The 25,323-nt window shown below is 73.1% G+C and carries 25 protein-coding genes and 1 tRNA gene; 9 read left to right on the top strand and 17 right to left on the bottom strand.

The genetic code is table 11. The features are described from left to right. Window positions 1-40: 40 nt before the first annotated feature. Entirely contained in the window at window positions 41-1,402 is a 1,362-nt protein-coding gene (gabT, locus tag ASC54_RS06765) for a 4-aminobutyrate--2-oxoglutarate transaminase (protein ID WP_055897551.1), read from the bottom strand. Window positions 1,403-1,459: 57 nt separating this feature from the next. On the opposite strand from gabT, the gene ASC54_RS06760 reads away from it, so the two are divergent. Both ASC54_RS06760 and ASC54_RS06755 read left to right on the top strand, forming a co-directional pair. Continuing rightward, window positions 1,460-2,983, top strand: coding sequence for a PucR family transcriptional regulator (locus ASC54_RS06760; RefSeq protein WP_055856031.1), 1,524 nt, complete (start codon window positions 1,460-1,462; stop codon window positions 2,981-2,983). A 73-nt stretch (window positions 2,984-3,056) separates the two neighbouring features. Beyond that, window positions 3,057-3,269: a hypothetical protein gene (locus ASC54_RS06755; RefSeq protein WP_055856033.1), complete on the top strand. Its 213-nt coding sequence runs from the start codon at window positions 3,057-3,059 to the stop codon at window positions 3,267-3,269. On the opposite strand, the gene ASC54_RS06750 is transcribed toward ASC54_RS06755, so the two are convergent. Next, window positions 3,270-3,476, bottom strand: a complete 207-nt coding sequence (locus ASC54_RS06750; RefSeq protein WP_055856036.1) for a hypothetical protein — start codon at window positions 3,474-3,476, stop codon at window positions 3,270-3,272. A gap of 76 nt (window positions 3,477-3,552) precedes the next feature. Here ASC54_RS06750 and ASC54_RS06745 point away from each other — a divergent pair. Beyond that, window positions 3,553-3,634 (top strand) — tRNA-Leu (locus ASC54_RS06745). A gap of 24 nt (window positions 3,635-3,658) precedes the next feature. On the opposite strand, the gene ASC54_RS06740 is transcribed toward ASC54_RS06745, so the two are convergent. Beyond that, complete coding sequence (locus ASC54_RS06740; protein WP_156376749.1) at window positions 3,659-3,955, bottom strand: hypothetical protein; 297 nt, start codon at window positions 3,953-3,955, stop codon at window positions 3,659-3,661. Between the two features lie 154 nt (window positions 3,956-4,109). Between ASC54_RS06740 and ASC54_RS06735 the strand changes: the two genes are divergently transcribed. Both ASC54_RS06735 and ASC54_RS06730 read left to right on the top strand, forming a co-directional pair. Continuing rightward, window positions 4,110-4,364 carry a hypothetical protein gene (locus ASC54_RS06735; RefSeq protein WP_055897546.1) on the top strand — a complete coding sequence of 85 codons (255 nt, stop codon included), beginning with the start codon at window positions 4,110-4,112 and terminating at the stop codon, window positions 4,362-4,364. Between the two features lie 89 nt (window positions 4,365-4,453). Then, on the top strand, window positions 4,454-5,314 hold the full coding sequence (locus ASC54_RS06730; protein ID WP_082514899.1) for a DedA family protein: 861 nt from the start codon (window positions 4,454-4,456) through the stop codon (window positions 5,312-5,314). 42 nt (window positions 5,315-5,356) lie between these two features. On the opposite strand, the gene ASC54_RS06725 is transcribed toward ASC54_RS06730, so the two are convergent. From ASC54_RS06725 to ASC54_RS06700, 6 genes are all read right to left on the bottom strand, one after another. After that, a complete protein-coding gene (locus ASC54_RS06725; protein ID WP_055897542.1) occupies window positions 5,357-6,628 on the bottom strand; it encodes an Nramp family divalent metal transporter in 1,272 nt (423 codons plus the stop codon). A gap of 9 nt (window positions 6,629-6,637) precedes the next feature. Beyond that, entirely contained in the window at window positions 6,638-7,342 is a 705-nt protein-coding gene (locus ASC54_RS06720) for a metal-dependent transcriptional regulator (RefSeq protein ID WP_055856049.1), read from the bottom strand. Window positions 7,343-7,379: 37 nt separating this feature from the next. Next, entirely contained in the window at window positions 7,380-7,988 is a 609-nt protein-coding gene (rdgB, locus tag ASC54_RS06715) for an RdgB/HAM1 family non-canonical purine NTP pyrophosphatase (RefSeq protein WP_055898091.1), read from the bottom strand. A gap of 5 nt (window positions 7,989-7,993) precedes the next feature. Then, window positions 7,994-8,755 carry a ribonuclease PH gene (gene rph, locus ASC54_RS06710; protein WP_055897539.1) on the bottom strand — a complete coding sequence of 254 codons (762 nt, stop codon included), beginning with the start codon at window positions 8,753-8,755 and terminating at the stop codon, window positions 7,994-7,996. Then, on the bottom strand, window positions 8,752-9,591 hold the full coding sequence (gene murI / locus ASC54_RS06705; RefSeq protein ID WP_055856055.1) for a glutamate racemase: 840 nt from the start codon (window positions 9,589-9,591) through the stop codon (window positions 8,752-8,754). Before murI ends, rph begins: the two co-directional genes overlap by 4 nt. A 170-nt stretch (window positions 9,592-9,761) precedes the next feature. Continuing rightward, window positions 9,762-11,240, bottom strand: coding sequence for a cryptochrome/photolyase family protein (locus ASC54_RS06700; RefSeq protein WP_055897536.1), 1,479 nt, complete (start codon window positions 11,238-11,240; stop codon window positions 9,762-9,764). 30 nt (window positions 11,241-11,270) lie between these two features. Between ASC54_RS06700 and ASC54_RS06695 the strand changes: the two genes are divergently transcribed. Both ASC54_RS06695 and ASC54_RS06690 read left to right on the top strand, forming a co-directional pair. Beyond that, entirely contained in the window at window positions 11,271-12,608 is a 1,338-nt protein-coding gene (locus ASC54_RS06695; RefSeq protein WP_255357372.1) for a nicotinate phosphoribosyltransferase, read from the top strand. A 28-nt stretch (window positions 12,609-12,636) separates the two neighbouring features. Beyond that, a complete protein-coding gene (locus ASC54_RS06690) occupies window positions 12,637-13,074 on the top strand; it encodes a VOC family protein (protein WP_055856061.1) in 438 nt (145 codons plus the stop codon). 9 nt (window positions 13,075-13,083) lie between these two features. Here the strand turns inward: ASC54_RS06690 and ASC54_RS06685 are convergent, their stop codons facing one another. Beyond that, window positions 13,084-16,803 (bottom strand): chromosome segregation SMC family protein, encoded by a 3,720-nt coding sequence (locus tag ASC54_RS06685; protein ID WP_055897533.1) that lies wholly within the window; start codon window positions 16,801-16,803, stop codon window positions 13,084-13,086. 100 nt (window positions 16,804-16,903) lie between these two features. Here ASC54_RS06685 and ASC54_RS06680 point away from each other — a divergent pair, with 100 nt between their 5' ends. Then, complete coding sequence (locus ASC54_RS06680) at window positions 16,904-18,022, top strand: GNAT family N-acetyltransferase (protein ID WP_055897530.1); 1,119 nt, start codon at window positions 16,904-16,906, stop codon at window positions 18,020-18,022. Between the two features lie 79 nt (window positions 18,023-18,101). Next, window positions 18,102-18,626 carry a glycosyltransferase gene (locus tag ASC54_RS06675; protein ID WP_369813321.1) on the top strand — a complete coding sequence of 175 codons (525 nt, stop codon included), beginning with the start codon at window positions 18,102-18,104 and terminating at the stop codon, window positions 18,624-18,626. Between the two features lie 182 nt (window positions 18,627-18,808). Here the strand turns inward: ASC54_RS06675 and mutM are convergent, their stop codons facing one another. The 7 genes from mutM to ASC54_RS06640 all read right to left on the bottom strand — a co-directional run bounded on the left by mutM (window position 18,809) and on the right by ASC54_RS06640 (window position 25,287). Further along, on the bottom strand, window positions 18,809-19,762 hold the full coding sequence (mutM, locus tag ASC54_RS06670; RefSeq protein WP_055856073.1) for a bifunctional DNA-formamidopyrimidine glycosylase/DNA-(apurinic or apyrimidinic site) lyase: 954 nt from the start codon (window positions 19,760-19,762) through the stop codon (window positions 18,809-18,811). After that, a complete protein-coding gene (gene rnc, locus ASC54_RS06665) occupies window positions 19,762-20,508 on the bottom strand; it encodes a ribonuclease III (RefSeq protein ID WP_055856076.1) in 747 nt (248 codons plus the stop codon). Before rnc ends, mutM begins: the two co-directional genes overlap by 1 nt. A gap of 1 nt (window position 20,509) precedes the next feature. Then, entirely contained in the window at window positions 20,510-20,713 is a 204-nt protein-coding gene (gene rpmF / locus ASC54_RS06660; protein WP_055856078.1) for a 50S ribosomal protein L32, read from the bottom strand. 49 nt (window positions 20,714-20,762) lie between these two features. Further along, entirely contained in the window at window positions 20,763-21,275 is a 513-nt protein-coding gene (locus ASC54_RS06655) for a DUF177 domain-containing protein (protein ID WP_235451400.1), read from the bottom strand. A gap of 122 nt (window positions 21,276-21,397) precedes the next feature. Further along, window positions 21,398-22,765, bottom strand: a complete 1,368-nt coding sequence (locus ASC54_RS06650) for an aspartate aminotransferase family protein (protein ID WP_055897529.1) — start codon at window positions 22,763-22,765, stop codon at window positions 21,398-21,400. Between the two features lie 40 nt (window positions 22,766-22,805). After that, the gene (locus tag ASC54_RS06645; protein ID WP_055897527.1) at window positions 22,806-24,038 is read right to left on the bottom strand and encodes an FAD-binding domain-containing protein; all 1,233 of its coding nucleotides are present in this window, start codon (window positions 24,036-24,038) and stop codon (window positions 22,806-22,808) included. A gap of 97 nt (window positions 24,039-24,135) precedes the next feature. Then, the gene (locus tag ASC54_RS06640) at window positions 24,136-25,287 is read right to left on the bottom strand and encodes an ABC transporter substrate-binding protein (protein WP_055897525.1); all 1,152 of its coding nucleotides are present in this window, start codon (window positions 25,285-25,287) and stop codon (window positions 24,136-24,138) included. Window positions 25,288-25,323 lie beyond the last annotated feature (36 nt).

The following is a 25,323-nucleotide window of genomic DNA, read 5'->3' as shown; positions in this document are numbered from 1 at the left end:
TGCGGTGGTGGCGATCCGCGGTTCGGTCTCGAGAGTGGCCCTAGGCGGCGTTCGCGGCAAGGGCCTCGGCGATGACGCCGATGCCCTCCCGCAGCAGCGCGTCGCTGATCGAGAGCGGCGGCAGCAGGCGGATGACGTTGCCGTCGGTGCCGCACGTGAGCACGATGACGCCCTGGGCGTGGCAGTGCTTGGCGACGCGGCCGGTGAGGGCGGCGTCGGGGCGGCCGTGGGCGTCGACGAGCTCGATCGCCATCATGGCGCCGCGACCGCGGATGTCGCCGATGCGCGCGTCGCGCGACTGCAGCGCCGTGAGCTCGTCGCGGATGATCCCCTCGAGCTCGCGAGCCCGCGCGAGCAGGTCGTGCTCGTCGTAGGCGCGCAGGGTGCCGAGAGCCGCGGCCGTGGCGATGGGGTTGCCGCCGTACGTGCCGCCGAGCCCGCCCGCGTGCGGCGCATCCATGATCTCGGCGCGGCCGGTGACGGCCGAGAGCGGCAGGCCGCCCGCGATGCCCTTGGCCATGACGACGAGATCGGGGACGATGCCCTCGTGCTCGCTCGCGAGCATCTGGCCGGTGCGGGCGAAGCCGGTCTGCACCTCGTCGGCGATGAAGACGACGCCGTTCGCGTTCGCCCACTCCTGCAGCGCGGGGAGGAACCCGGGCGCGGGGACGATGAAGCCGCCCTCGCCCTGGATGGGCTCGATGATGATCGCGGCGAGGCGGTCGGTGCCGATCTGGCGGTCCATCATGTGGATGGCGCGCTCGGCCGCCTCGGCCCCGCTGAGGCCGTCGCGGAACGGGTACGACATCGGCGCGCGGTACACGTCGGGCGCGAAGGGGCCGAAGCCGGCCTTGTAGGGCATCGCCTTCGCGGTGAGCGCCATGGTGAGGTTGGTGCGGCCGTGGTAGCCGTGGTCGAACGCGACGACGGCGCTCTTGCCGGTGTAGTGGCGCGCGATCTTGATCGCGTTCTCGACGGCCTCGGCGCCGGAGTTGAACAGCGCCGTGCGCTTCTCGTGGTCGCCCGGCGTGAGCCGGTTGAGCGCCTCGGCCACCTCGACGTAGCCGTCGTAGGGCGTGATGGTGAAGCACGTGTGGGTGAAGCGGCGCACCTGCTCGAGCACGGCCTCGGTGACGAAGGGGTCGGCGTTGCCGACGGTCGTCACGGCGATGCCGGAGCCGAGGTCGATGAGGCTGTTGCCGTCGGCGTCGACGACGACTCCCCCGCCCGCGGCGACGGCGAAGACGGGCATCATCGTGCTCACGCCGGAGGCGACGGCGGCGGTCTTGCGCGCCATGCGGGCCTGCGACTCGGGGCCGGGGATCGCGGTGACGAGGCGGCGCTCCTGGGGCAGCGAGGGCCCGCCGGCGAGGGACTCGGGCGCAGTGACGGTCATGCTCATGACGGCCAGCGTAGGGCGGGGGCTCGCGATCGCGGCTGTCCGATCAGTACAATGCGGATGCCCGCTCTGTACATCGTGGACATCCCGCCTCTGGAGGGTCGCATGCCCGTCTCGCTGCGCACGCTGCTCGACGAGCGCGACCTCGCCCTCCGCACGGTGTGGGCCGACGAGGCCGCGCTCGCTCGGCCGTGGGCGTGGGTGCACTCGAGCGATCTCGCCGACCCGACGCCTTTCCTCTCCCCCGGCGACGCCCTGCTCACGACGGGCACGCAGTGGGCCGACGACGACGCGATCGCGCCGTGGGTCGCCCGGCTCGCCGAGCGCGGCGTGCCCGCGATCGGCTTCGGAACCGAGGTGGTGCGGGCCGGCACCCCCGAGCCGCTCGTGCGCGCCTGCACCGACGCGGGCATCGCCCTGTTCGAAGTGCCGTACCGCACCCCGTTCATCGCCGTTGCGCGCGCGGTCGCCGACGCGCAGTCGCGCGAGCGCTACGCGCGGCTGCGCTGGACCCTCGAGGCGCAGCGCGCGATCGCCGTCGCCGCCCTCAAACCCGGAGGCCTCGCCGAGGTCATCGGCGAGCTCGCCCGCCGGGTCGACGCCCCCGTCGCCCTGCTCGGCACCGACGCCGAGATCGTGCACGGCGGCCCCGTCACCCCGGAGGCGCAGGAGGAGGCGCGCCGCATGCTCGCCGAGGCGCGCCGCGCCGCGGTCGTCGCCGACGGCGTCGCCCTGCAGACGGTCGGCCGCTCGGAGGCGCTGCGCGGCGTGCTCGTCGTCGGCGCCGCGAGCCAGCACGACGATGCCGTGCGCGCCGTCATCACGAGCGTCGTCGCCATGACCGGCCTCGCGCTCGAGCAGGACCGCACTCTCGCCCGCACGCTCGACCACCTCCGCACGGGCCTGCTCGCCGCCCTCCTGCGCGGCGAGCGCGACCTCGTCGCCTCGACCTCCCGAGCGCTGTGGGGCGCACTGCCGGCCGAGCCGCTCACCGTCGCGGTGGTGGATGCGCGCGGAGCGCGTCGGGCCGCCCTCCTCGACCTGCTCGAATCTCGGGCCGAGCGGGCGCGGGGCGCGGTGTTCCACGCCCGGGACGGGCAGCGCGTCGTCGTCATCGTTCCCGAGTCGGAGACCCCCGTGCTCGACTACCTCGCCGATCGCGTGCGCCTCACCGGCGGGTTCGTGCGCGGCGCCCGGTACGCCGCGCTCTCCACCGCCGTCGACGAGGCCGGGCGCGCCGCCGACCGCGCGCACGGCGACCAGCGGCTCGTCGACTACGCGATGCTGCGCGACGACGGCGTGCTCGCGTCGCTCTCGGGCGACGACACGCGCCGCATCGCCGCCTCGGTGCTCGCGCCGCTCGACGAGCACGACTCCCGGTCGCGCGACGAGCTCGTGCGCACGCTCAGCGAGTGGCTCGCGGCCGACGCCGTGGCCGAGGCGGCGGCGACCCGGCTGGGCATCCACCGCCACACCCTGCGCGCCCGCGTCAAGCGGGCCGAGCAGCTGCTCGGGCGCGACCTCGGGTCGTTCCCGGCGCGGGCCGAGCTGTGGGCCGCGCTCGTCGCGGCCGGGCGGGCCTGAGCGGAGCATCCGCCCGCCGCCGATCGCTGACGACCCCGTTGACGGCGACGGATGCTCGGAGGACAGTGTGCGCATGACCGAGCACCCCGAACCGACGAAGCCCACCGATCACCTGCCGCCCCGCGACGAGCGCGAGGAGGGCGACGCCCGCACGACCGACCAGCACTACCCGGGCGACGACGGCGCGCACCCCGACTCGCGCGACGTCATCAGCGACGCGACCGCCGCGCAGCACGAGGGCCCCGACATCGACGGCCTGCCGAAGCTGCCTCCGGGCGCGCGCTGATCAGTCGCTGCGGGTCATCCCGAGCTCGTTGAGCGGGCGCCGGTCGTCCGGCTCGGGCAGGTGATCCACGGGGCAGTGCAGGATGCCGTCGCGGCCCGAATGGTCGATCCGGTGCTCGCTCATGGGATGCGCGCACAGCGGGCACAGCGCACGATCGTGGGTGGTGCCGGTCTCCGTGGTGCCGCTCTGCGGCTCGCTGGCGTCCATGCGCGCATCGTACGCCCGCGGGCGCTCCGCGGCGAGGGGGTCGAGGGATGCGCGTCGATAGACTGACGCCGCACCAGCGGGAGTGGTGAAATCGGCAGACACGCAGGATTTAGGTTCCTGTGCCTTCGGGCGTGAGGGTTCAAGTCCCTCCTTCCGCACCTAGGTCCTCCCTGCCTCCGCCATCACCGCGGCATCCGCCGACCGCCGGACAGATCCGGGTATTGCTCGGCACCCGGGTCGGGGCCGTGCCGGCGCAGCCAGTCGCGGTGCGCCGCCTCGCACGCGCCCCGAAGGGTGCGGCGATACCCGATGAGCCGCCGAGGCTCGGCGAAGGTCGTCGCGCGATAGCCGCGCTCGCCGCCGATCTCGATCAGGCGCACGACCGCGTACGGGCCGGTCTGCGTGGCGAGATGCCAGAGCCCGGGCTCCTGCTCGACCGCGGCGAGCAGCGGATGCCAGTGGTTCGCGCGCTGCACCACGCAGGCTCCCTCCGGACTCGAGTCGAGCAGTCCGGCCACCGCGGCACCAGCGTACGAGCCGGCGCCGACACCCGCCACCCACGGTGTCGCGACCCTCGAACCGGGGTCGCTGGAGCCCTCGCTCCCAATGCCCGCAGAGACGTAGGCTTCGCTCATGATCGCGCGCAACCCGTACCTGACGGCCCTCGGAACGATCGCGCTGTCGCTCCTCGTCCTCGGTCTTCTCGCCCTGGCGTTCAGCGCCCCTGAGTTCGCGTCGGGCTGCCTCACGATCGGCACCGCGGCCGGCCTGCTGTGGCTGACCGTCGGGGCGATCGCGTGGCATCTCGAGCGCTCGCGCGATTCCGAGCCGGCACCCGCATTAGACCCCGCCTCCGAGCTCGCATCGAGCGACTCGACCGCCGCATAACGGTCACCTTCCCGCAAGCCGACGCATAGCCTCAGCGCGGTAGCCTGAGCATCGATCACCGCACCCTCTTCGACGAACCCGGAGCCGCCATGCTCGCGACCGACATCGGTCTCTTCGATGTGGAGGGCATCATCACGGGAGCCGGCCCCTGGGCCCTGCTCGTCGTGTGCGCGATCGTGTTCGTCGAGACGGGCCTGCTCGTCGGCTTCCTGCTGCCGGGCGACACGCTCCTCGTCATCACGGGCGTCCTCACCTACACGGGCGTCATCCCGCAGCCGATCTGGCTCGCCTCGCTGGCGATCATGCTCGCGACGATGGGCGGAGACAACCTCGGCTACTGGATCGGGCGGAAGGCGGGGCCGGCGATCTTCGAGAAGAAGTCGGCCGGGTTCTTCTCCAAGCGCAGCGTCGCCCGCACCGAGGCGTTCTTCGCGAAGTACGGCGGCTTCGCCATCACGATCGCTCGCTTCATCGGCGTCGTCCGGACGATCGCGCCCGTCGCGGCGGGCGTGGGCCGGATGAACTACCGGACGTTCCTCGTCTTCGACACGATCGGCGCCTTCCTGTGGGCCGTCGGGCTCACCGTCCTCGGATGGGGCGTCGCGCACATCCCCGGCGTCTCCGAGATCGTCACCGAGTACATCGAGGTCGTCCTCCTCGCCGTCATCGGCATGGCCCTCGCGGGCATCGGCTACCACGCGCTCAAGGAGCGCCACGAGCGCAAGCAGGAGGAGGCCGCCGAGCGCGCCGGCGCTCCGGTCGAGGTCGAGATCGTCCGCCTCGACGAGCCCCAGCGCGACGGTCGCCACGAGGCCTCCGCGCACGCCCGGCACGGCGGCGATCACGCGCAGCACGGCGAGGGCGACGGGGCCGCCCCTCGACGCGGAGACCCGCGCAAGCTCGTCGGCAAGCCCGACGGCGCTCACGAGAAGCCCGACGGGCTGCTCTAGCCGGGCATCCGCCCCGCAGCGCCCGCGGCAGACGGCGCCCGCCTACGCGCCCGTCGCGACGAGCACGAGCAGCGTGACGTTGAGCGCGATGAGCAGCCCCGCGGCGAGGATCGCGAGCGCCGTGGTCAGCCGCGCGTTGACCGCCGAGCCCATGAGCGCGCGGTCGGCGGTGAGCCGCACGAGCGGGATGAGCGCGAACGGGATGCCGAAGCTCAGCACCACCTGGCTGAGCACGAGCGCGAGCGTCGGGTCGACGCCGATGACGAGCAGCAGCAGCGCGGGCGTGATCGTGATCGCGCGCCGCACGAGCAGCGGGATCTTCACGTGCAGAAGCCCGCGCATGATCTCGGCGCCCGCGTAGGCTCCGACCGAGGTCGAGGCGAGGCCCGAGGCGAGCAGGCCGATCGCGAACAGCAGCGCGACGGGCTCGCCGAGCGCGGCCCCGAGCGCCGCATGCGCCCCCTCGAGCGAGTCGGTGCCCTCGACTCCCTCGAGGTTCGCGGCGGCGAGGAGCAGGATCACGACGTTGACGGTTCCGGCGATCGCGAGCGCGATCGTGACGTCGACCTTCGTCGCGCGCAGCACGAGACGGCGCTCGACGCCGGCCTCGACGAGCCCGAAGCGGTCGCGCGTGAGGGCCGAGTGCGCGTAGATGGCGTGCGGCATGACGGTCGCCCCGAGGATGCTCGTCGCGAGCAGCACGGACTCCGCCCCGTCGAACATCGGCACGAGGCCCGCCGCGGCCTCCGCGGGGTCGGGCGGCCCGATGACGAGCCCGGCGCAGAACCCGACGGCGATCACGAGCATGAGCCCGGTGATGACGCGCTCGAACGGCTTCGCCCCCCGCTCGGACTGCAGGACGAGCAGCAGCATCGACACGACGCCCGTGATGAGCCCGCCGACGATGAGCGGCAGATCGAACAGGAGGTGCAGGGCGACGGCGCCGCCGATGACCTCGGCGACGTCGGTCGCCATCGCGACGCCCTCGGCCTGCAGCCAGTAGCCGTAGCGCGTGGACCGCGACCGGAAGCGCCTCCCGAGAGCCTCGGGCAGGCTCTGCCCGGTGACGATGCCGAGCTTCGCCGACAGGTACTGGATGAGCCACGCCATGACGTTGCCCGTCACGACGACCCACACGAGCAGGTAGCCGAACGCCGCGCCCGCCGTCATGTTCGCGGCGACATTGCCGGGGTCGAGGTACGCGACGCCCGCGACCATCGCCGGCCCGAGCAGCGGGGCGACGAGCAGGCCGCCCCGCGCGGCCCTCACCGGGCGCGGATCGCGAGGCAGGGCATCCGTCGCATTTTTCGGCATGCCGAAATATTAGGCCCGGATGCTCCGCTCGAGCCACACGGACGCCGCGACGCTCGGCGAGATCACGACGGGGCCGCCCGGCCCGCGCACGATCGCGACCCCGGCCGCGGCGGTCTGCTCGTCGGCGACCCGCAGCGGAGCGTCGAGCGCGATGCCGAGCCGGTCGAGGACGCGCAGGGTGTCGGGGTCGCGGTCGCTGATGCGCACGACGCGGCCCGCGAATCCGACCGGCGCGGCGTCGAGGCGCACGGCGTCGGGCCGCGTGAGCGCACCCGTGGCGCTCGGGATGAGATCGCCGTGCGGGTCGCGGTCCGGGTGCCCGAGCTGGGCGTCGATCGCGTCGAGCAGGCGGTCGCTGATGGCGTGCTCGAGCACCTCGGCCTCCTCATCGACCTCGTCCCAGCCGTAGCCGTGCACGCGCACGAGCCAGGTCTCGATGAGCCGGTGCCGGCGGAGCATCGCGAGGGCGCGCCGCTCGCCGTCGGCCGTGAGCGAGATCGCCGAGTACGGGCGGTGGTCGACGAGACCGGCGGCGGCGAGCTTCTTCACCATCTCGGTGACGCTCGACGGGGCGAGGCCGAGGCGCATGGCGAGCTGGCTCGGCGTGATCGGCTCGGGCTGCCACTCGGTGTGCGAGTAGATCGTCTTGAGGTAGTCGTCGGCGGCCGTGGAGGCGGCGCCGCTGAGCGCCGCGCGCACCCCCGATTCGACCATGCCTCCCAGCGTAGGCGAGCGCGTCGGCGCGGGCGGGCTAGCGAGCGGCGCGCTCGCGCAGCACCGCGGCGAGCGCCGCGAAGGCGAGCGCGCGGTGGCTGATCGCGTTCTTCTCGTCGGCCGTGATCTCCGCGCTCGTGACCGTCAGGCCGTCGGGCACGAAGATCGGGTCGTAGCCGAACCCTCCCCCGCCGGCGGCCTCGGCGGCGACGAGGCCGGGCCAGATGCCGAGCTCGACGGCCTCGAACGGAGCCCCGTCGACCGTCTCGGTCGGGTCGACGAGCGCCGCGGCGCACGTGAACTGCGCCGTGCGATCGGCGTCGGCCCCGAGGGCGGCGAGCTCGCTCAGCAGGTGGCGCACGTTGGCCGCGTCATCGCGCTGCCCCGAGTAGTAGGCCGAGTGGATGCCCGGGGCGCCGCCGAGGGCATCCACCGAGATCCCGGAGTCGTCCGCGATCGCGGGGAGCCCCGTGTGCGCGGCCGCGGCCCTGGCCTTGATGAGAGCGTTAGCGGCGAACGAGTCGCCGTCCTCCTCGGGCGCGGGACCGTCGTAGGCGAGAAGCTCGAGGTCGGGCACCTGGGCGCCGAGGATGCGCTGGAGCTCCTGCACCTTGTGCGCGTTGTGCGTCGCGACGACGACCCGCATCGTGCTCACAGCCCGAGCGCCTCTCGCTGGTGCTCGGCGAGCGTGCGGCAGCCGCCGAGCGCGAGGTCGAGCAGCGCGTCGAGCTCGGCGCGGTCGAAGGGCGCGCCCTCGGCCGTGCCCTGCACCTCGACGAACTTCCCCGAGCCCGTCACGACGACGTTCATGTCGGTCTCGGCGCGGACGTCCTCGACGTAGGGCAGGTCGAGGAGCGGGACGCCGTCGATGATGCCGACGCTGATCGCCGCGACCGAGTCCTTGAGGGCGACGGCCTTCCTGCCGATGAAGCCCTGCGCGCGGCCCCACTCGATCGCATCGGCGAGCGCGACGTAGGCGCCCGTGATCGCGGCCGTGCGGGTGCCGCCGTCGGCCTGCAGCACGTCGCAGTCGATGACGATCGTGTTCTCGCCGAGCGCCTTCGTGTCGACGACGGCGCGCAGGCTGCGGCCGATGAGGCGCGAGATCTCGTGCGTGCGGCCGCCCACCTTGCCCTTGACGCTCTCGCGGTCCATGCGGCTGTTCGTCGAGCGCGGCAGCATGCCGTACTCGGCGGTGACCCACCCCTTGCCCTTGCCGGTGAGCCAGCGCGGCACGCCGTTGGTGAAGCTCGCCGTGCACAGCACCTTCGTGCCGCCGAACGTGATGAGCGCGCTGCCCTCGGCCTGGGCGCTCCAGCCGCGCTCGATCGTGACGGGGCGCAGCTCGTCGGCGGCGCGGCCGTCGGCGCGCTTGCTCGAGCCGAGGCCCGTGGATTCGGCGATCGTGGTCATGGGGTGCCTTTCGGGAGGGGGATCGTGCCGGTCGCGAAGGTCTCGACGCGCGAGACCTCCGGGCCGAGGAAGCGGGCGGCGAGCTGCCGGAACCGCTGCGTGTCGGGGCCGGTCGCCTCGAAGACGTGGCGCGGGGCATCCGTCGCCTGCGACAGCAGGTCGTGCTCGACGAGGCGGCGGTAGACGTCGTAGGCGGTCTCCTCGGCGCTCGAGACGAGCGAGACCTCGGGGCCGACGACGTACTGGATCGCCCCGGCGAGCAGCGGGTAGTGCGTGCAGCCGAGCACGAGCGTGTCGATCTCGGCCTCGCGCAGCGGGGCGAGGTACTCGGCGGCGACGGCCATGAGCTCGGGGCCCGTCGTGATGCCGGCCTCGACGAACTCGACGAAGCGCGGGGCGGCCGCGGTCGTGATGACGAGCTCGGGGTCGGCGACGAAGGCGTCGGTGTAGGCGCCCGAGCGGATCGTGCCCTCGGTGCCGATGACGCCGATGCGCTTCGTGCGCGTGCGGCGCACCGCCTGGCGCACGGCCGGCTGGATGACCTCGATGACGGGGATGCCGTGACCCTGCTCGAACCGCTCGCGCGCGTCGCGGAACATCGCCGCGCTCGCCGTGTTGCACGCGATCACGAGCGCCTTCACGCCCTGATCGACGAGCTCGTCGAGCACCGCGAGCGCGTGCTCGCGCACCTCGGCGATCGGGCGCGGGCCGTAGGGGCCGTTCGCCGTGTCGCCGAGGTAGAGCAGCTGCTCGTGCGGCAGCTGGTCGATGATCGCGCGGGCGACGGTGAGGCCGCCGACGCCGGAATCGAAGACTCCGATCGGCGCGCTGCTCACCCCGAGAGTCTAGAGGGGGGCGCGGTTGTCCCGGCGGGGCGTCGTGGACGCGCTTCGCGAATGTGCCGCTGACGGCACGGAGACGCCGCTCGCGGCACGTGCCGCGGATGGCACACTGCGAGAACTCGCACCCACTTCCTCTCGTCCTCCGCGCCATGACGGCGTGCGGCTCAGTACGTCGTGCGGGTGCGCTCCTGCGCGACGACCTCCTCGCGGTCGGCGAGGCGGCGCAGCCCCGCGAGCGGCTGCGCCATGCGATGATTGCCACGGATGCGCGGCTCGACCCGGTCGAGGAACGCCCAGTACCCGGCGGTGAACGGGCACGCATCCTCCCCCAGCCGCTTCGAGGGCGAGAACCGGCACGACCCGCAGAAGTCGCTCATGCGGTCGATGTACGCCCCGCCGCTCGCATAAGGCTTCGTCGCGACCATCCCGCCGTCGGCGAACTGGCTCATGCCGACGACGTTCGCGGGCATGACCCACGGCGTGCCGTCGACGAACGCGCCCTGGAACCACGCCGTCAGCTCGGCCGGGTCGTACCCGCGCTGCAGCGCGAAGTTGCCGAGCACCATGAGCCGCTGGATGTGGTGCGCGTAGCCCGTGCGGCCGACGCCGTCGAGCACGTGGCTCAGGCAGCGGGCCTGCACCCCCGCACCGTCGAGCTCCCACCACTCGGCCGGCAGCGGCGTCGTCGCACCGAGGAAGTTGCTGCGCTCGACGTAGTCGGGCCCCAGGTGCCAGTACAGGTGCCACACCCAGTCGCGCCAACCGATGAGCTGCCGCACCAGCCCCTCGACGCTGTTGAGCGGGGCATTCCCCGCGGCGTGCTCCGCCACGACGCGGTCGACGATCTCGAGCGGGTGCAGCAGCCCCAGGTTGAGCGGCACGCTCAAGCGGCTGTGGGCCATGGTGTCGTCGCCCTGCAGCGAGGCGTCCTCGAACGGGCCGAAGTCGGTCAGCCTCGTGCCGATGACGTCATCGAGGGCGGCGAGGGCCTCGTCGCGCGTCGCCGCGAACGCGCGCGGAGCATCCGCCCCCAGAAACCGCACGCCGTCGGCCTCGAGCCGATCCAGCGTCTCGCGCACGCTCGCATCGATGTCGTCCTCGACGGGCCGCCACGGGTCGGGCAGCCCGAGCGACACAGCGCCTTTCGGCGGGCGCTCGCGGTTGTCGTGGTCGAAGCTGAACTGCCCGCCGACGGGCTCGCCGCCCTCCATGAGGATGCCGGTGCGTTCTCTGACCTCGCGGTAGAAGCGGTCCATGAGCAGCTGGGTGGGCTTCCTCCCCTCCGCCCACGCCGCGAACGTCGCGCGATCGGTCACGAAGCCGCGATCGGGCAGGATGCTCGCCCCGAGCCGCTCGACGAGCCGGGCCTGCGCCCACGAGGTCGCCCCGACCACTTCGAGCCGCTCGCCCGTGAGCCCGCGCTCGCGCAGCGCGGCGGCGTACGACGGCGCCTCGACGAGCTCGCCCCGAAGCCCAAGCTCGCGCGCGCGATGCCGCAGCGCGCTCAAGTAGAGGTGCGCCTTGAGCCGGTGCGTCGGCCGACGACGGAAGACGTCGTGGTTCTCGATGAGGATGATGCGCCCGCCGTCGTCGAAGTGCGGGCCGAGCTGCTCGGCGGTTAGCCAGCGGGTAGGGGCAGTCACGGTCGAAACCTAGAGGCCTAGGCTGAGCGGGTGACGACAGCGCTGCTCACCGACCGCTACGAGCTGACGATGATCGAGGCCGCGCTGCGCTCGGGCCGCGCGCATCGGCCGTGCGTGTTCGAGGTCTTCGGGCGGCGGCTTCCCGGCGGCCGGCGCTTCGGCGTCGTCGTCGGCACGGGGCGCGTGCTCGAGGCGATCGCCGACTTCCGCTTCGGCACGGCCGAGCTCGACTGGCTGAGCGACAAACGCGTCGTCGACGAGACGACGCTGCGGTACCTCGCCGACTACCGCTTCACGGGCAGCGTGCACGGCTACCGGGAGGGCGAGCTGTACTTCCCGAACTCGCCGCTGCTGACGGTCACCGGGACCTTCGCCGAGGCGGTCGTGCTCGAGACGGTCGTGCTGAGCATCCTGAACCACGACACCGCGGTCGCGACGGCCGCCGCCCGCATGGTCGCCGCCGCCGACGGGCGCCCCCTCGCCGAGATGGGATCCCGCCGCACGGGCGAGGAGGCCGCCGTCGCCGCCGCCCGCGCCGCCTACATCGCCGGCTTCAGCGCGACCTCGAACCTCGAGGCCGGGCGACGCTGGGGAATCCCGACGATGGGCACGGCCGCGCACTCGTTCACGCTGCTTCACGACACCGAGGAAGCCGCCTTCCGCGCCCAGGTCGAGGCCCTCGGCGCCGGGACGACCCTGCTCGTCGACACGTACGACGTGCGGGCGGGCGTCGAGACGGCCGTCCGCGTCGCCGGCCCGCAGCTCGGCGCGGTGCGCCTCGACTCCGGCGACCTGCCCGCCCTCGTGCGCGAGGTGCGCGCGCAGCTCGACTCCCTCGGCGCGACCGGCACGCGCATCACCGTCACCAACGACCTCGACGAGCACACGATCGCGGCCCTCCGCGGGGCGCCCGTCGACAGCTTCGGGGTCGGCACCTCCGTCGTCACCGGCTCCGGCTCCCCCGCGGCCGGCTTCGTCTACAAGCTCGTCGCGCATCGCGCCGACGCCTCCGAGACGTGGATGCCCGTGGCGAAGAGGAGCCCGGACAAGGTGTCGCTCGGCGGGGCCAAGCGGGGCGAGCGGCTCCTGCACGACGGGCGCGCGATCGCCGAGCACATCCTCGTCGACGACGACCGCGACGGCGTGCCCGATGAGGACGCCTCCGCAGTGACGGAGGGGAGCCACGGCGGCACCGTGCGCCCGCTCACCGTCCCCCTGCTGCTCGGCGGTGAGGCCGACGAGCGCTGGATCGGCGCCGAGGGCGTGCGCCGGGCGCGGATGCACCACGCGGCCGCGATCGCCGAGCTGCCGCTCGAGGCCTTCCGGCTGGGCCGCGGCGAGCCCGTGCTGCCGACCGTCGTTCGCTGAGGACCGGCGCGAGGTCTAGCATCCGACCATGTCCATCACATTCGAGAACGTCGGCATCGCCGTCCGTGACATCGACGCCGCGATCGCCTTCTTCACCGACCTGGGGCTGACCGTCTCCGGGCGCGACGAGATCAGCGGCGAGTGGGCCGACACGGCCGTCGGGCTCGACGGCAACCACGCCCGCATCGCCCTGCTGCAGACTCCGGACGGCTCGGGGCAGCTCGAGCTCTTCGAGTACATCCACCCCGAGGCGATCGAGACCGAGCCGACGCTGCCCAACGAGATCGGGATGCACCGCGTCGCGTTCTCGGTCGACGATCTCGACGCCGCGCTCGAGATCGCGGCCCGGCACGGCTGCTACCCGCTCCGCGGGGTCGCCGACTACCAGGGGGCCGTCACGCTCACCTACGTGCGCGGGCCGAGCGGCATCATCGTCATGCTCGCGCAGTGGCTCACCGCCGGGTGATGAGCCGCCTCAGCTCGCTGTAGCCTCGAGGTCGGGGGCCTGCACGCGCTGGCCGACGACGGCGCTCACGCCGTCCTGCCGCATGCTGACGCCGTAGAGGGCGTCGGCGATCTCCATCGTGCGCTTCTGGTGCGTGATGATGATGAGCTGGCTGGTCTCGCGCAGGTCGCGGAAGATCGTCAGCAGGCGGCCGAGGTTGGCGTCGTCGAGCGCCGCCTCGACCTCGTCCATGATGTAGAACGGGCTCGGGCGCGCCTTGAAGATCGCGATGAGCAGCGCGACGGCCGCGAGCGACCGCTCGCCGCCGCTCAGCAGGCTCAGCCGCTCGATCTTCTTGCCCGCCGGCTTCACCGTGACCTCGATGCCGGTGGTGAGCATGCTCTCGGGGTCGGTCAGCAGCAGCTGGCCCGTGCCGCCCGGGAAGAGGATCGGGAAGACCCGGTCGAAGGCGTCCTTCGTGTCGGCGAAGGCCGCGGCGAAGATGTGCTGCATCGTCTCGTCGAGCTCGTCGATGATCGCGAGCAGATCGCGTCGTGTGTTGGCGAGGTCGGTGAGCTGCTCGCTGAGGAACTTGTGGCGCTGCTCGAGCGCGGCGAATTCCTCGAGGGCGAGCGGGTTCACGCGGCCGAGCTGGCTGAGCTTGCGCTCGGCCCGCGCGAGGCGCGCCTGCTGCTCGGCCCGATCGAACGGGCGGCCCGCGGGGGCCCCCGGCTCGTCGGCATCGGCAGCGGGCGCGGCGAGCGGGTGCGCGCGACCCTCGGCGACGAGCTCGGCGACGCGGGCCGACTCCTCGTCGGTCGTGGGGTCGAAGAGCGGGGCATCCGGGTCGGGGTTGACGCGCGAGGCCGCCTCGGCGGCGACGGCGTCGGCGACCGCGCGCGCCGCGGCGGTCAGGGCGTCGTCGTCGGGAACCGGCACGGCGGGCCCGTACTCGGCGACGAGGACGTCCTCGACGAGACCGAGCTCATCGCCCGCGCGCTCGAGCAGCTGCGAGAGGTGCAGCTTCTTCTCGTAGATCTGCAGCTCGAGCCCGTGCACGTTCTCGGTGATCGCGTGCAGGCGCTCGCGCAGCGCCGACTCGGTGCGGCGCAGCTCGCCGAGCTCCTCGTTCTGCTGCTGGCGCTCGGACTCGGCGCGGTGCAGCTCCACGCGGGCCTCGGCGACGGCGCGGTCGACGGCGGCGAGCACCGCGGGCACTGACTCGGCGACGCGCGCGGCGCGCTCGACCTGCTTCTGGCGGAGGACGGCGCGGCGCGCGGCCTCCTCGGCGGCGGCGCGCTCGGCCTCGCGGCGGCGCTCGAGCTGCACGGCTTTGTCGCGCTCGGCGCGGACGCGCTCGCGCGCGGTCTCGAGCTCGATGCGGCGCTCCATCTCGGTCGCGCGCGCGGACTCGAGCTCGCCGACGAGCCCGTCGCGGGCGCTCGCGTCGAGCATGGGGCGCGGGCGGGCGGCGAAGTCGGCGTGGGCGCTCTCGGCGCGGGAGACTCCGGACTCGGCCTCGCGGACGACCTCCTGCGCCTTCTCGAGCGAGGCGGCGAGGCGCGCAGCCTCGGCCTCGGCAGCCTCGGCCTGGGCGCGGGCGCGGGAGACCTGCTCGCTGCGGGCGGCGCGCTGGGCATCCTGGTCGCGGACGGCGGCGAGCGCCTCGGTCGCGACGCGGCGGGCGTCGGCGAGGGCGGTGCGCGACTCGTCGAGGGTGAAGCGGGCGCGCTCGATGCCGGTCGAGACGTCGGCGAGGCGCTCGGCCGCGGCGTCGCGCTCGGCGGCGAGCTCGAGGCGGCTGCGGCCCGCGCCGGACCCGCCGCGGAGGACGGAGCGCGTGAGCACATCGCCCTCGCGCGTGACCACGTTGACGGCGTCGGTCACGGCGCCGAGGCGCTCGATCGCGGGCCACGCGGCGCGCGCGGCGGCGAGGTCGTCGGCGATGAGGGTGCGCGAGAGCAGGTCGGCGACGCCGGGCGGGGCGGTGACGACGTCGATCGCGGGAGTCAGGCCGCCCGTCGAGCGCAGGCCCGTCGTGGGCGCGGATGCGGTGCGCAGCTCGGCGAGCACGACCTCGACGCGCCCCGCCTCGGCGTCGCGCGCGCGCTCGAGCGCCGCGAGACCGGCGTCGAGGTCGTCGACGAGGACGGCCTCGGCGAGCGTGCCGAGAGCGGCGGCGATCGCGGCCTCGAAGCCCGGCTTGACCTGCAGGTGGTCGGCGACGAGTCCGCGCACGCCGGCCGAGCCGATGAGGCCGCTCGCGCCTTCGCCGGAGTCGATCGCCTGCGAGAGGGCGCTCACGCGAGCGGCGAGGGCGTCGCGCTCGCGCTCGAGCGCGTGCAGGGCATCCCGTTCGGAGTCGATCGTCGACGACAGCGACGCGACGCGCGCGTCGGCGGAGGTGAGGGCGGCGTCGAGCTCGGCGTCGGCGTCGGCGTCGTCCTCGAGCGCGGGGAGGGCCGCGAGCTCGGCGCGCGACGACTCCTGCCGAGAGCGCGCGGCCTCGAGCGAGTTCTCCTGGCGCAGCAGCTCGCCGCGCGCCGCCGCGAGGGTCGAGCGCGCGACGTCGACGCGGCTCGCGAGCCCGGCGAGCTCGAGGTCGTGCTGCGAGACGAGCGCCGATTGCGCCGCGATCTCCTCGTCGAGCGAGTCGAGGGCGGCGCGAGCGGTAGCGGTGCGGGCCGCAGCCTCGCCGACCGCGCGCTCGGCGTCGGCGACGCCCGACTGCAGGGCCTCCGCCTCGGCGAGCGCCTCGTCGACCATCGCCTGCGTGACGGTCGACTGCATTCCGGGGAGCTCGGACTGCTGGCTGAGGAGCGTGAGCTTCTGCTGCGCGAGCGAGCTGAGCGAGCGCACGCGCTCCTGGACCTGCTCGAGCGCGAACGAGGTGCGGCGCGCGCCGTCGACGGCGTCGCCGACCATCTGGCTCTCGATGCGCGAGACGCGGATGCGCGCCTGATCGAGCTGCTCCTGCACGACGATGCGCTCGCTCGTGCGCTCGCTCTCGGAGCGCTGGTGATCGGCGAGCGAGGCGCGCAGGGCGACGACCTCGTCCGCGAGGAGGCGCGCCCGGGCATCCCGCACGATCGCGGCGATCGTCTGCGCCTCGCGCGCGATCTCGGCCTGGCGGCCGAGCGGGGTCAGCTGCCGGCGGATCTCGCCCGCGAGGTCGTTGAGGCGCGTGAGGTTCGACTGCATCGCCTCGAGCTTGCGGACCGTCTTCTCCTTGCGGCGACGGTGCTTGAGAATGCCCGCGGCCTCCTCGATGAAGCCGCGGCGCTCCTCCGGGCTCGCGTGCAGCACGGCGTCGAGCTGGCCCTGGCCGACGATGACGTGCATCTCGCGGCCGAGACCCGAGTCGCTCAGGAGCTCCTGCACGTCGAGGAGCCGGCACGACTGCCCGTTGATCGCGTACTCGCTGCCGCCGTTGCGGAACAGCGTGCGGGAGATCGTGACCTCCGTGTACTCGATCGGGAGCATCCCGTCGGAGTTGTCGATCGTCAGCTGCACCTCGGCGCGACCGAGCGGCCCGCGCGTCGCGGTGCCGGCGAAGATGACGTCGCTCATCGTGCCGCCGCGGAGGGTCTTCGCGCCCTGCTCGCCCATGACCCAGGCGAGCGCGTCGACGACGTTCGACTTGCCCGAGCCGTTCGGCCCGACGACGCACGTGACGCCCGTCTCGAACTGGAACGTGGTCGGCTGCGCGAACGACTTGAAGCCCTTGAGAGTCAGGCTCTTCAGGTGCACGCGGCGCTCCGTCTCGGGGGTGGGGTGGCGATCGTCCCCTACCGTAGCGGCTCGGTGCGCTGTAGCCTGGCGGGCTGGCCGACGGTTCAGGAGGCGCACGATGACGACGTTCACGATCGAGCAGTTGAGCATCCCCACGAGCCTCGACGCCCCCGGGGCGGAGGACTTCCGCGCGAGCGTCGACGTCCGCAACGCGGTGCGCGTCCACGATGCCGGCACGGACGACGTCGCGGCGAGCGCCGAGCTGCTCCTGCCCGGCTGGCTCGACCCCCACGAGCCGAAGACCCTGCTCGTCGCGCGCGTCGACGGGCGCATCGTCGCGCGCGGGGTGTGCGAGCGGCGCGTCGACGAGACCGAGACGGCGTGGATGATCGCCGAGGTGCACCCCGACTTCCGCAGGCGCGGCATCGGGCGCGCGCTGAGCCTCGCGCTCGAGGAGGCGGCGCGGGCCGAGGGGCGCTCGAAGTTCATCGTGTACGCGCCCTCGCCCGAGCCCGTGGGGGGCGGGCAGGCGGGCGGTGCGGCGGGCGGCTCGGCCGACATCGAGCGGGTGGATGCCCCCACCGGGTTCGGCTCCGTCCCCGCCGGCAGCCCCGAGGTGCGGCTGCTGCGCGACCTCGGCTACACGCTCGAGCAGGTCGTGCGCGGCTCGCGCCTGCCGCTGCCCGTCGACCGCGAGCTCCTGGCTGCCGCCACGGCTCGCGCTCGCGCGTCGGCGCCGGCGGCGCAGTACCTCCTCCACTCGTGGGTCGACCGCACCCCGCCGCAGTGGCGCGAGGGCATCGTGCACCTCCTGACCCGCATGAGCACCGACGCACCGAGCGCGGGCCTCGAGGAGCCCGAGGACGAGTGGACGATCGAGCGCCTCCTGACCGACGAGGAGTCGAACGCGGGCGTGCGGATCGCGCTCACGACCGCGGTCGAGCACGTCCCGTCGGGAGCCCTCGTCGGGTTCACCGAGATCGCCGTCCCCGCCGAGCAGGACCGCGCGCCCTGGCAGGAGGACACGCTCGTCCTGCGCGAGCACCGCGGTCACCGGCTCGGGCTTCTGCTCAAGGCCGAGAACCTTCGCCTGCTGCAGGAGCACCACCCCGAGCGCCGGTCGATCACGACCTACAACGCCGAGGAGAACCGGCACATGCTCGACGTCAACGAGGCGCTCGGGTTCCGGCCGTTCATCTACGAGGGCGCGTGGCGGAAGGACCTGCGGCAGGTCTAGCCGCCACCGGGGCGGACCGGACCTTCACAACGGCTACCAGGTCGCGCCAAAGGAGTCGCGGCCCGCCACCGGCGAGGCGATCCTCCCGAGTCTGAGCACCAACAACCTGACCGGCCGGCGCATCGTCCTGCAATGCGCCCTCGACGGCGCCGCCGCGCTCGACCGCCCGGTCATCGTCACGACAGGTCCGGCGATCGACCCCGCATACCTGCGCCTCCCCGCGGGAGCCGAGGTGCACCGCGTCCTCCCCCACGCCGAGGCCATGCGCCGCAGCGCTCTCGTGATCGGGCACGGCGGGTACGGCACGACGACCGCGGCCCTCGCGCACGGGCTGCCCCTCGTGATGCTGCCCCTGCACCCGATGATCGACCAGCCGATGGTCGCGCGAGCGGTGCAGGATGCCGGGGCCGGCCCGGCCCTGCCGAAGCGCGCGTCGTCCGCGCGGATCGCCTCGGCCGCCGGGCGCGCGCTCGGCGAGCCCGGGTACCGCGCCGGAGCCGCGCGGCTCGGGACGGGCATCCCCGCCGCCCGCGCCCCGCAGCGCGCCGCCCGCGCCCCGCAGCGCGCCGCCGACGCGATCGCGACCGTGCTCGTCGCGCACTGACCGAGGCCGCGCCCGCCGACCTCGGTAGCGCCGGTCGTGCGCGGTGCCGGTGGTCCTCACCACCGTCTATCGGTCACTCATTGCGGCCAAGGCCGGCGCGCCCGTCAACGACTGATCGATAGGTCGAGAGGGTGGCAGCGCGAAGAGGGAATGCGCGGCTCGGGCCGAACCGCCACCCCGGCTCAGGCCGCGCCGCGCACCGCGCGCAGGCGCTGGCAGCGGGGGCAGTAGTGCGACCCGCGGTTCATGAACTGCTCGCGCACGAGCATCCGCCCGCAGCGCGAGCACGGCGTGCCGTGCTGCCCGTAGGCGCGCAGCGAGTGGCTGAAGTACCCCGAGGCGCCGTTGACGTTGACGTACTGCGCATCGAAGCTCGTGCCGCCCTCCTCGAGCGCGCGGCGCAGCACGGCACGCACCTCGCCCAGCAGCTCGCGCGCCTTCCTCGTCGAGATCGACCAGGTCGGCTGGTCGTAGTGAAGGCGCGCGGCCCACAGCGACTCGTCCGCGTAGATGTTGCCGATGCCGCTGATGAGCCCCTGGTCGAGCAGGGCGCGCTTGATGCCCGTCCGACGGGAGCGCAGCGCGGCGAGGAACCGCGCATCGTCGAACGCCGGGTCGAGCGGGTCGCGCGCGATGTGCGCCACCTGCCCCGGCACGAGCGGCAGGGTGCTGCCGTATCCGCCGGGCGCGCCGTCGGGGGTGCGGGCGAGCGCGTCGAGCGCCATCGAGCCGAAGATGCGCTGGTCGACGAAGTCCACGCGCAGGTCTCCGTGATGGGGATGCGCGACGCCGAGCACGATGCGCGTGAGCGGGGCGACCTCCTCATCGACGCTCCGCAGCAGGACCTGGCCGCTCATGCCGAGGTGGACGACGACCGCTTCGATGGGGTCGCCGAACGCTCCCGTCCCGCCGGCGGGGGCGGCGTCGCCGACCGCCACGGGCATCCACAGGAATTTGCCGCGGCGCACGGCCGAGTCGATGCGCGCGCCCGTGAGGCGATCGATGAAGTCCTCGGCGGGGCCGTCGTGCCGGCGCAGCGAGCGCTCGTCGAGCACGCGCACCGAGGTGATCGTCGCGCCCGTGATGGCGGGGGCGAGGCCGTGGCGCACGACCTCGACTTCGGGGAGCTCGGGCATCAGGCCGAGGGGCGGCCCTGCAGCGTCGTCCAGGCGGTGAGCGCGGCGGCCATCTCGGCCTGCTTCTTGCTCGTGCCCTCGCCCGACGCGATCGGCTCGCCCGAGAGCAGCACCGTCGCGGTGAACCGCTTCGAGTGGTCGGGGCCGGTGTCGGTGAGCTCGTAGACGGGCAGGCCGTGGCCGAGGTGCGCGGCGAGCTCCTGGAGAGAGGTCTTCGGGTCCATCGCCGCACCGAAGCGCGTCGGGTCGGCGACGAGCGGGGCGACGAGGCGCAGCACCAGGTCGGTCGCGGCGTCGTCGCCGAGGTCGAGGAATGTCGCGCCGATGAGCGCCTCGAGCGTGTCGGCGAGGATGGACGACTTGTCGCGGCCGCCCGTGAGCTCCTCGCCCTTGCCGAGCTTCACATGATCGCCGAGACCGATCGAGCGGGCGACCTCCGAGAGTGCGACCGCCGACACGAGCGAGGCGCGGCGCTTGGCCAGATCGCCCTCGTCGAGGTCGGGGTAGCGCGAGTACAGCATGACCGTCACGGCCTGCCCGAGGATGGCGTCGCCCAGGAACTCCAGCCGCTCGTTGGTGCGAGGAGCGTTGTTCTCGTACGCCCACGAGCGGTGGGTCAGCGCGACCTCGAGCAGCTCGGGGTCGACGGATACGCCGAGCGCCCGCGTGAGCTCCGAGCGATCGGGAGCGCTCTCGCGGGCGCGCGCAGGCGTGCGTCTCTGCGGAGAGGACGCGGCGCCGGACACGTTAGACGTCGGCGACCTTGCGGCCCTTGTACTCGAGGAACAGCGGGGTGCCCGCCGAGTCCTCGACCACGCGGGCGCGGTGCGGAAGGCTGTAGACGACCTTGCCGTTCTCGATGGTCTTGACGAGGGTGGGAACCTCCGCCTTCCACTGCGAGCGGCGCGCGTGGGTGTTGGCGCGCGACTTCTTCCGCTTGGGAACAGCCATGATCTCTTCTCTCTCTCGTGTCAGCGCGCGGAGGCGCCGGAGTCTTCCGTCAGTTCGTGCTCTGGTCGGTGCTGTCAGTGGTCTCTGCGGCAAAGCCCTGCAGAGCGGCCCAGCGCGGATCGATGATCTCGCGCGGCGTCCGCTCCGGGTGGTCGGCCAGGCGCTCGCCGGTCTCGGGGTCGAGACCGGGGCAATCAGGTCGGCACACCGGCTGGAACGGCAGCGACAGCACTACCGCATCCCGAACAACAGGTTCACAATCCACGTGGTTGTCGTGAACCGTGTAGTCGAAGGCGTCGTCAGGAGAATACGCGAAAACCTCCTGGAATTCGACTTCGAGCGGCAGCTCGACACGGTCGAGGCAGCGCACGCACTCGCCAACGGCGGTCGTCGTGACCGTCGCCGAGACCAAGATCCCCTCGTGCAGGCCCTCGAGTCGCAGGTCGATCTCGATGGGCGTCCCCTGCGGAACCGTGACGACCGAGGCGCCGAGCTGCTCGGGCACGTCGAAGGCGAGCGACTTCTCGCGCATCTCGCCGGCGCGGTGCATGAGGTCGCGCACGTCGACGCGGTAGGGGGAGGTAGGCATAACGCTCCATTCTCGCACGACGGCGGGCGGGCATCCGATTCGGGATGCCCGCCCGCCGTCGATGCGGGCGCCTCGCGCGGTGCGCGCGCCGGCTCTCAGCCCGCGGCGACGGCCGCGAAGGCCTCGTCGTAGGCGACGAGCGCGCGCTCGACCTCCTCCGGCGTGACGATGCACGGCGGCACGACGTGGATGCGGTTGTCGGCCGCGAACGGCAGCACGTGCCGCTTCATGAGCTCCGCCTTCAGCTTCCCGATGACGCTCGCGGCGACGGGCTCCCGCGTCGCGCGGTCGGTGACGAGGTCGAGCGCCCAGAAGACGCCGAGGCCGCGCACCTCGCCGATCATGTCGTGCTTCTCGGCGAGCGCCCGCAGGCCCGGGCCGAGGTGCTTCTCGCCGATCATCTTCGCGTTCTCGACGATGCCCTCGTCGGTCATCGCGTCGATCGAGGCGACGATCGAGGCCATCGCGAGCGGGTGGCCCGAGTAGGTGAGGCCGCCGGGGAAGACGCGCTCGTCGAACGCCGCGGCGATGTCGGGCGAGATGACGACGCCGCCGACGGGCACGTAGCCGGAGTTCACGCCCTTCGCGAAGGCGATGAGGTCGGGCACGACGCCCTCGGGGTTGACGGCCTCGCCCTGCCAGGCGAACCACTCGCCCGTGCGGCCGAAGCCGGCCATGACCTCGTCGGCGATCCAGACGATGCCGTAGCGGTCGCAGATCGCGCGCACGCCCGCGAGGTAGCCGGCGGGCGGAGAGAAGATGCCGGCGGTGCCGGGCACCGATTCGAGCACGATCGCGGCGATCGTGTCGGGCCCCTCGGCCTGGATGGTGCGCTCGAGGTGCTGGAGGGCGCGCTCGCACTCCTCGGCCTCGGTCGTGGAGTGGAACTCGCTGCGGTACAGGAACGGCCCGAACACGCGCAGGTGGCCCCACGCGTACTCGTTGGGCATGCGGCGCCAGTCGCCCGTCGCGGCGATCGCGGCGCCCGTGTTGCCGTGGTAGCTGCGGAAGGTCGAGATGACCTTGTGCTTGCGCGTCGTCAGGCGCGCCATGCGGATGGCGTTCTCGATCGCGTCGGCGCCGCCGTTGGTGAAGAAGACCTTCGCGAAGCCGGGGCCGGCCTTCTCGACGATGCGCTTGGCCGCCTCGCCGCGCGCCAGATTGGCGTGGGCGGGGGCGACGGTCGCGAGCTCGGCGGCCTGCTGCTGGATCGCCGCGACGACCTTCGGGTGCGAGTGGCCGATGTTGGTGTTGACGAGCTGGCTCGAGAAGTCGAGGTAGCGCTCGCCGTCGTACGTCCAGACCTCGCTGCCCGCCGCGCCCGCGATGACGAACGGGGCGAGGGCGCCCTGCGCGCTCCACGAGTGGAAGACGTACTGGCGATCGAGCTCGAGGGCGCGGGCGCCGTCGGCCGGGTCGAGGTCGGGCTGGGTGGTGTGCGACCGGTTCAGAATGTCGGTCATCGCTATCGGTCCTTGAGTCGGAGGGACGGGATGGTGCTCATTATCGTCCGTCCCGGCCGATTCGCTGAGTGCGCAGGAGCGCAGGGATCCGCTCGCGGAACGGGAAGAACCCGCGCGTCGCGTGCGGCCACGCCGTGGCGTCCCACTCGCGCAGCAGCATCGTGAGGCTCAGCCCCTCGGCGGCGAGCTCCGCGGCGGCCGCGTCGAGCCGCGCGCGGGCGGGGCCGACGGGCGCATAGGGCGTCACGATGGCCGTGGCGCCGTGGGCGCGCGCCCACTCGATGAGGGCGGATGCCCGCATCCCGTCGAGCGCGACCGCCGGCGCTCCGAACGCGGTCGCCGCGCGATCGCGGCCATCGGCGAGCGCGTGCGCGGTGAACTCGGCCACGAGCGGGCCGCGCGCCCCGACCGGGGAGCGCTCCTCCCCCGCCACCGGGCTCGCGACGGCGACGACCTCGGCACCGGCCGTCCCGAGCTGCGCGGCGAGGCTCTCGGCGTGCAGGTCGTCCTCGTGCAGCAGGAGCGCGACACGCCCGCGCGGCGGGGCGACGGCGCCGGGCGGCGCGGCGGGAGGCGGCACGGGCGCGTCCTCGCTCACGGCGGGAGCCTCCGCCGTGAGCCCGGTCGGCCGGAAGCGGCCCTCCGTCGCGACGTCGATGTTCTGCGTCGTCGCGAGGTACGTCTTGCCGACGGTCTGCAGCCCGGCCACCCAGCGCCACGAGAGCGTGTTGGAGGCGGGGTCGCCGTCGAGCAGGTGGCGCAGGAAGTGGTCGGCGCCGAGCTGCCAGGGCAGGCGCAGCGTGAAGATCCAGATGCTCGCGAACCACATGCGGGCGTGATTGTGCAGGTAGCCGAGCTCGACGAGCTCGCGCGCCCAGTCGTCGAAACCGTCGATGCCGGTGCGGCCGGCGACGGCGTCGTCGTAGGTCGCGCGGTCGGCGGCGCTGAGCCCCTCGAGCGCCGGCGCGATCGCCGCGCCGTACCGCGACCACACGCTCGGCCGCAGCTCGAGCCAGCCCTTCCAGTAGGTGCGCCAGTAGACCTCCTGCACGAACTTCCCCGCCGCGTCGAGCGAGTGCCGCTCGAGCACCGCCTCGACGACCTCGCGCTCGGTGATGAGGCGGTGCCGCACCCACGGCGAGAGCGTCGAGACGTTCGCCCGGTCGTGCGGGCCTCGGTCGGTGTTGCGCTCGGCGGCGTAGGCGCGGCCGGCTCGGGGAACGAATTCGGCGAGCCGCTCCCTGCCAGCGGCGCGCGTGGCGTCGAACGTCATGCGGCAATCGTGCGGCCTGTCGGCTGGGAGCCGGGGGCGAAGAAGGGGCGGGATGCCCGACTCGGGCATCCCGCCCCCGCAGGTCGGTCGGCAGGGGCTAGTTGCCGCCCTCCATGAGCTCGACCTCGATGGGCTCGAAGCCCTCGCCGAAGACGTCGACGCCCTCCTCATCGAGCTCGGCGAGAGCCTGCTCGATGTACTCGTTCGTCCAGACGCCGTCGCCGGGCTCCTCGGTGATCAGGCTCGCACCCGATTCGTTGACGGCGCTCAGCGCGGCCGCGACGGTGTCGTCGAACGCGCCCTCGTCGATGTAGCCGATGCCGTCCGGAGCCGGCCAGATGAGCTTGTTGGTCTCGTTGACCATCCACAGCTCGTGGCTCGGGCCCCAGCCGGAGCCCGCGTCGATCGTGATCTGGGCGGCGTCCTCCGGGTTCTCGGCGGCGTACACCCAGCCCTTGATGACGGCCTTGAGGAAGGCGACCGTCGTCTCCTGGTACGCCTCGTCGCTCTCGAGTCGCTCGGTGTCGGCCCAGATCGCGTCCTGGAGCATCGCGCCGACGGTGTCCTCGTAGCTGATGACGTTCAGGTCGTCGGGCGTGTACAGCTCGCCCGTCTCGGGGTTCACCGTCTCGAGCACCTGCGCGTACTCGTTGTACGTCATCGCCTGGGCCGCATCGATGTCGCCGGAGAGGAAGGCGTTCATGTTGAAGTCCTGCGTGATGATCTCGACCGTCGTGGAGTCGAGGCCCTCCTCCGCCATAGCGGCGAAGATCTCCCACTCGTTGCCGAAGCCCCACGAGCCGATCTTCTTGCCCTCGAAGTCGGCGACCGACTCGATGCCGCTGTCGGCCCACGCGACCTGCAGCGTGCCCGAGCGCTGGAAGATCTGCGCGATGTTGGTGACGTTCGCGCCGGCCTCGATCGAGCCGAGCACCTTCGGCACCCAGGCGATCGCGTAGTCGACGTCGCCGTTCGCGAGGGCGTCCTGCGGCACGATGTCGCCGCCGGAGGGGATGATCTCGACGTCCAGGCCGGCCTCCTCGAAGTAGCCCTGCTCCTGCGCGGCGAAGTAGCCGGCGAACTGGCCCTGCGGCAGCCACTGCAGCTGCAGCTTGACCTCGGTGAGCTCGCCGTCGGAGCCGGAGCCGCCGTCGGTGCCTCCCGTGTCGGCGGCGCAGGCGGAGAGTGCGAGCGCGGCGGTCAGGCCGAGCGCGCCGATCGTCGCGAGGCGACGGGTGCTGTGGATCATGTCGTGTCCTTTCAGTGCTTCCCGGGGTGGTGTGGT

Source organism: Yonghaparkia sp. Root332 (assembly GCF_001425665.1).
GTDB lineage: Bacteria > Actinomycetota > Actinomycetes > Actinomycetales > Microbacteriaceae > Microcella.
The sequence above is the reverse complement of the archived record's forward strand: the minus strand, read 5'-3'. Positions and strand labels throughout refer to the sequence as shown.

Bases quoted from the DNA above. Each gene is read 5' to 3' on its own strand.
- rdgB (WP_055898091.1), bottom strand. From the start codon at position 7,988: ATGCGGGTCGTCGTCGCGACGCACAACGCGCACAAGGTGCAGGAGCTC.
- ASC54_RS06640 (WP_055897525.1), bottom strand. From the start codon at position 25,287: ATGATCCACAGCACCCGTCGCCTCGCGACGATCGGCGCGCTCGGCCTG.
- ASC54_RS06680 (WP_055897530.1), top strand. From the start codon at position 16,904: ATGACGACGTTCACGATCGAGCAGTTGAGCATCCCCACGAGCCTCGAC.
- gabT (WP_055897551.1), bottom strand. From the start codon at position 1,402: ATGAGCATGACCGTCACTGCGCCCGAGTCCCTCGCCGGCGGGCCCTCG.
- rpmF (WP_055856078.1), bottom strand. From the start codon at position 20,713: ATGGCTGTTCCCAAGCGGAAGAAGTCGCGCGCCAACACCCACGCGCGC.
- ASC54_RS06750 (WP_055856036.1), bottom strand. From the start codon at position 3,476: ATGGACGCCAGCGAGCCGCAGAGCGGCACCACGGAGACCGGCACCACC.
- ASC54_RS06690 (WP_055856061.1), top strand. From the start codon at position 12,637: ATGTCCATCACATTCGAGAACGTCGGCATCGCCGTCCGTGACATCGAC.
- ASC54_RS06760 (WP_055856031.1), top strand. From the start codon at position 1,460: ATGCCCGCTCTGTACATCGTGGACATCCCGCCTCTGGAGGGTCGCATG.
- mutM (WP_055856073.1), bottom strand. From the start codon at position 19,762: ATGCCCGAGCTCCCCGAAGTCGAGGTCGTGCGCCACGGCCTCGCCCCC.
- ASC54_RS06725 (WP_055897542.1), bottom strand. From the start codon at position 6,628: ATGCCGAAAAATGCGACGGATGCCCTGCCTCGCGATCCGCGCCCGGTG.
- ASC54_RS06645 (WP_055897527.1), bottom strand. From the start codon at position 24,038: ATGACGTTCGACGCCACGCGCGCCGCTGGCAGGGAGCGGCTCGCCGAA.
- rph (WP_055897539.1), bottom strand. From the start codon at position 8,755: ATGACCACGATCGCCGAATCCACGGGCCTCGGCTCGAGCAAGCGCGCC.
- ASC54_RS06730 (WP_082514899.1), top strand. From the start codon at position 4,454: ATGCTCGCGACCGACATCGGTCTCTTCGATGTGGAGGGCATCATCACG.
- ASC54_RS06720 (WP_055856049.1), bottom strand. From the start codon at position 7,342: ATGGTCGAATCGGGGGTGCGCGCGGCGCTCAGCGGCGCCGCCTCCACG.
- ASC54_RS06650 (WP_055897529.1), bottom strand. From the start codon at position 22,765: ATGACCGACATTCTGAACCGGTCGCACACCACCCAGCCCGACCTCGAC.
- ASC54_RS06735 (WP_055897546.1), top strand. From the start codon at position 4,110: ATGATCGCGCGCAACCCGTACCTGACGGCCCTCGGAACGATCGCGCTG.
- ASC54_RS06755 (WP_055856033.1), top strand. From the start codon at position 3,057: ATGACCGAGCACCCCGAACCGACGAAGCCCACCGATCACCTGCCGCCC.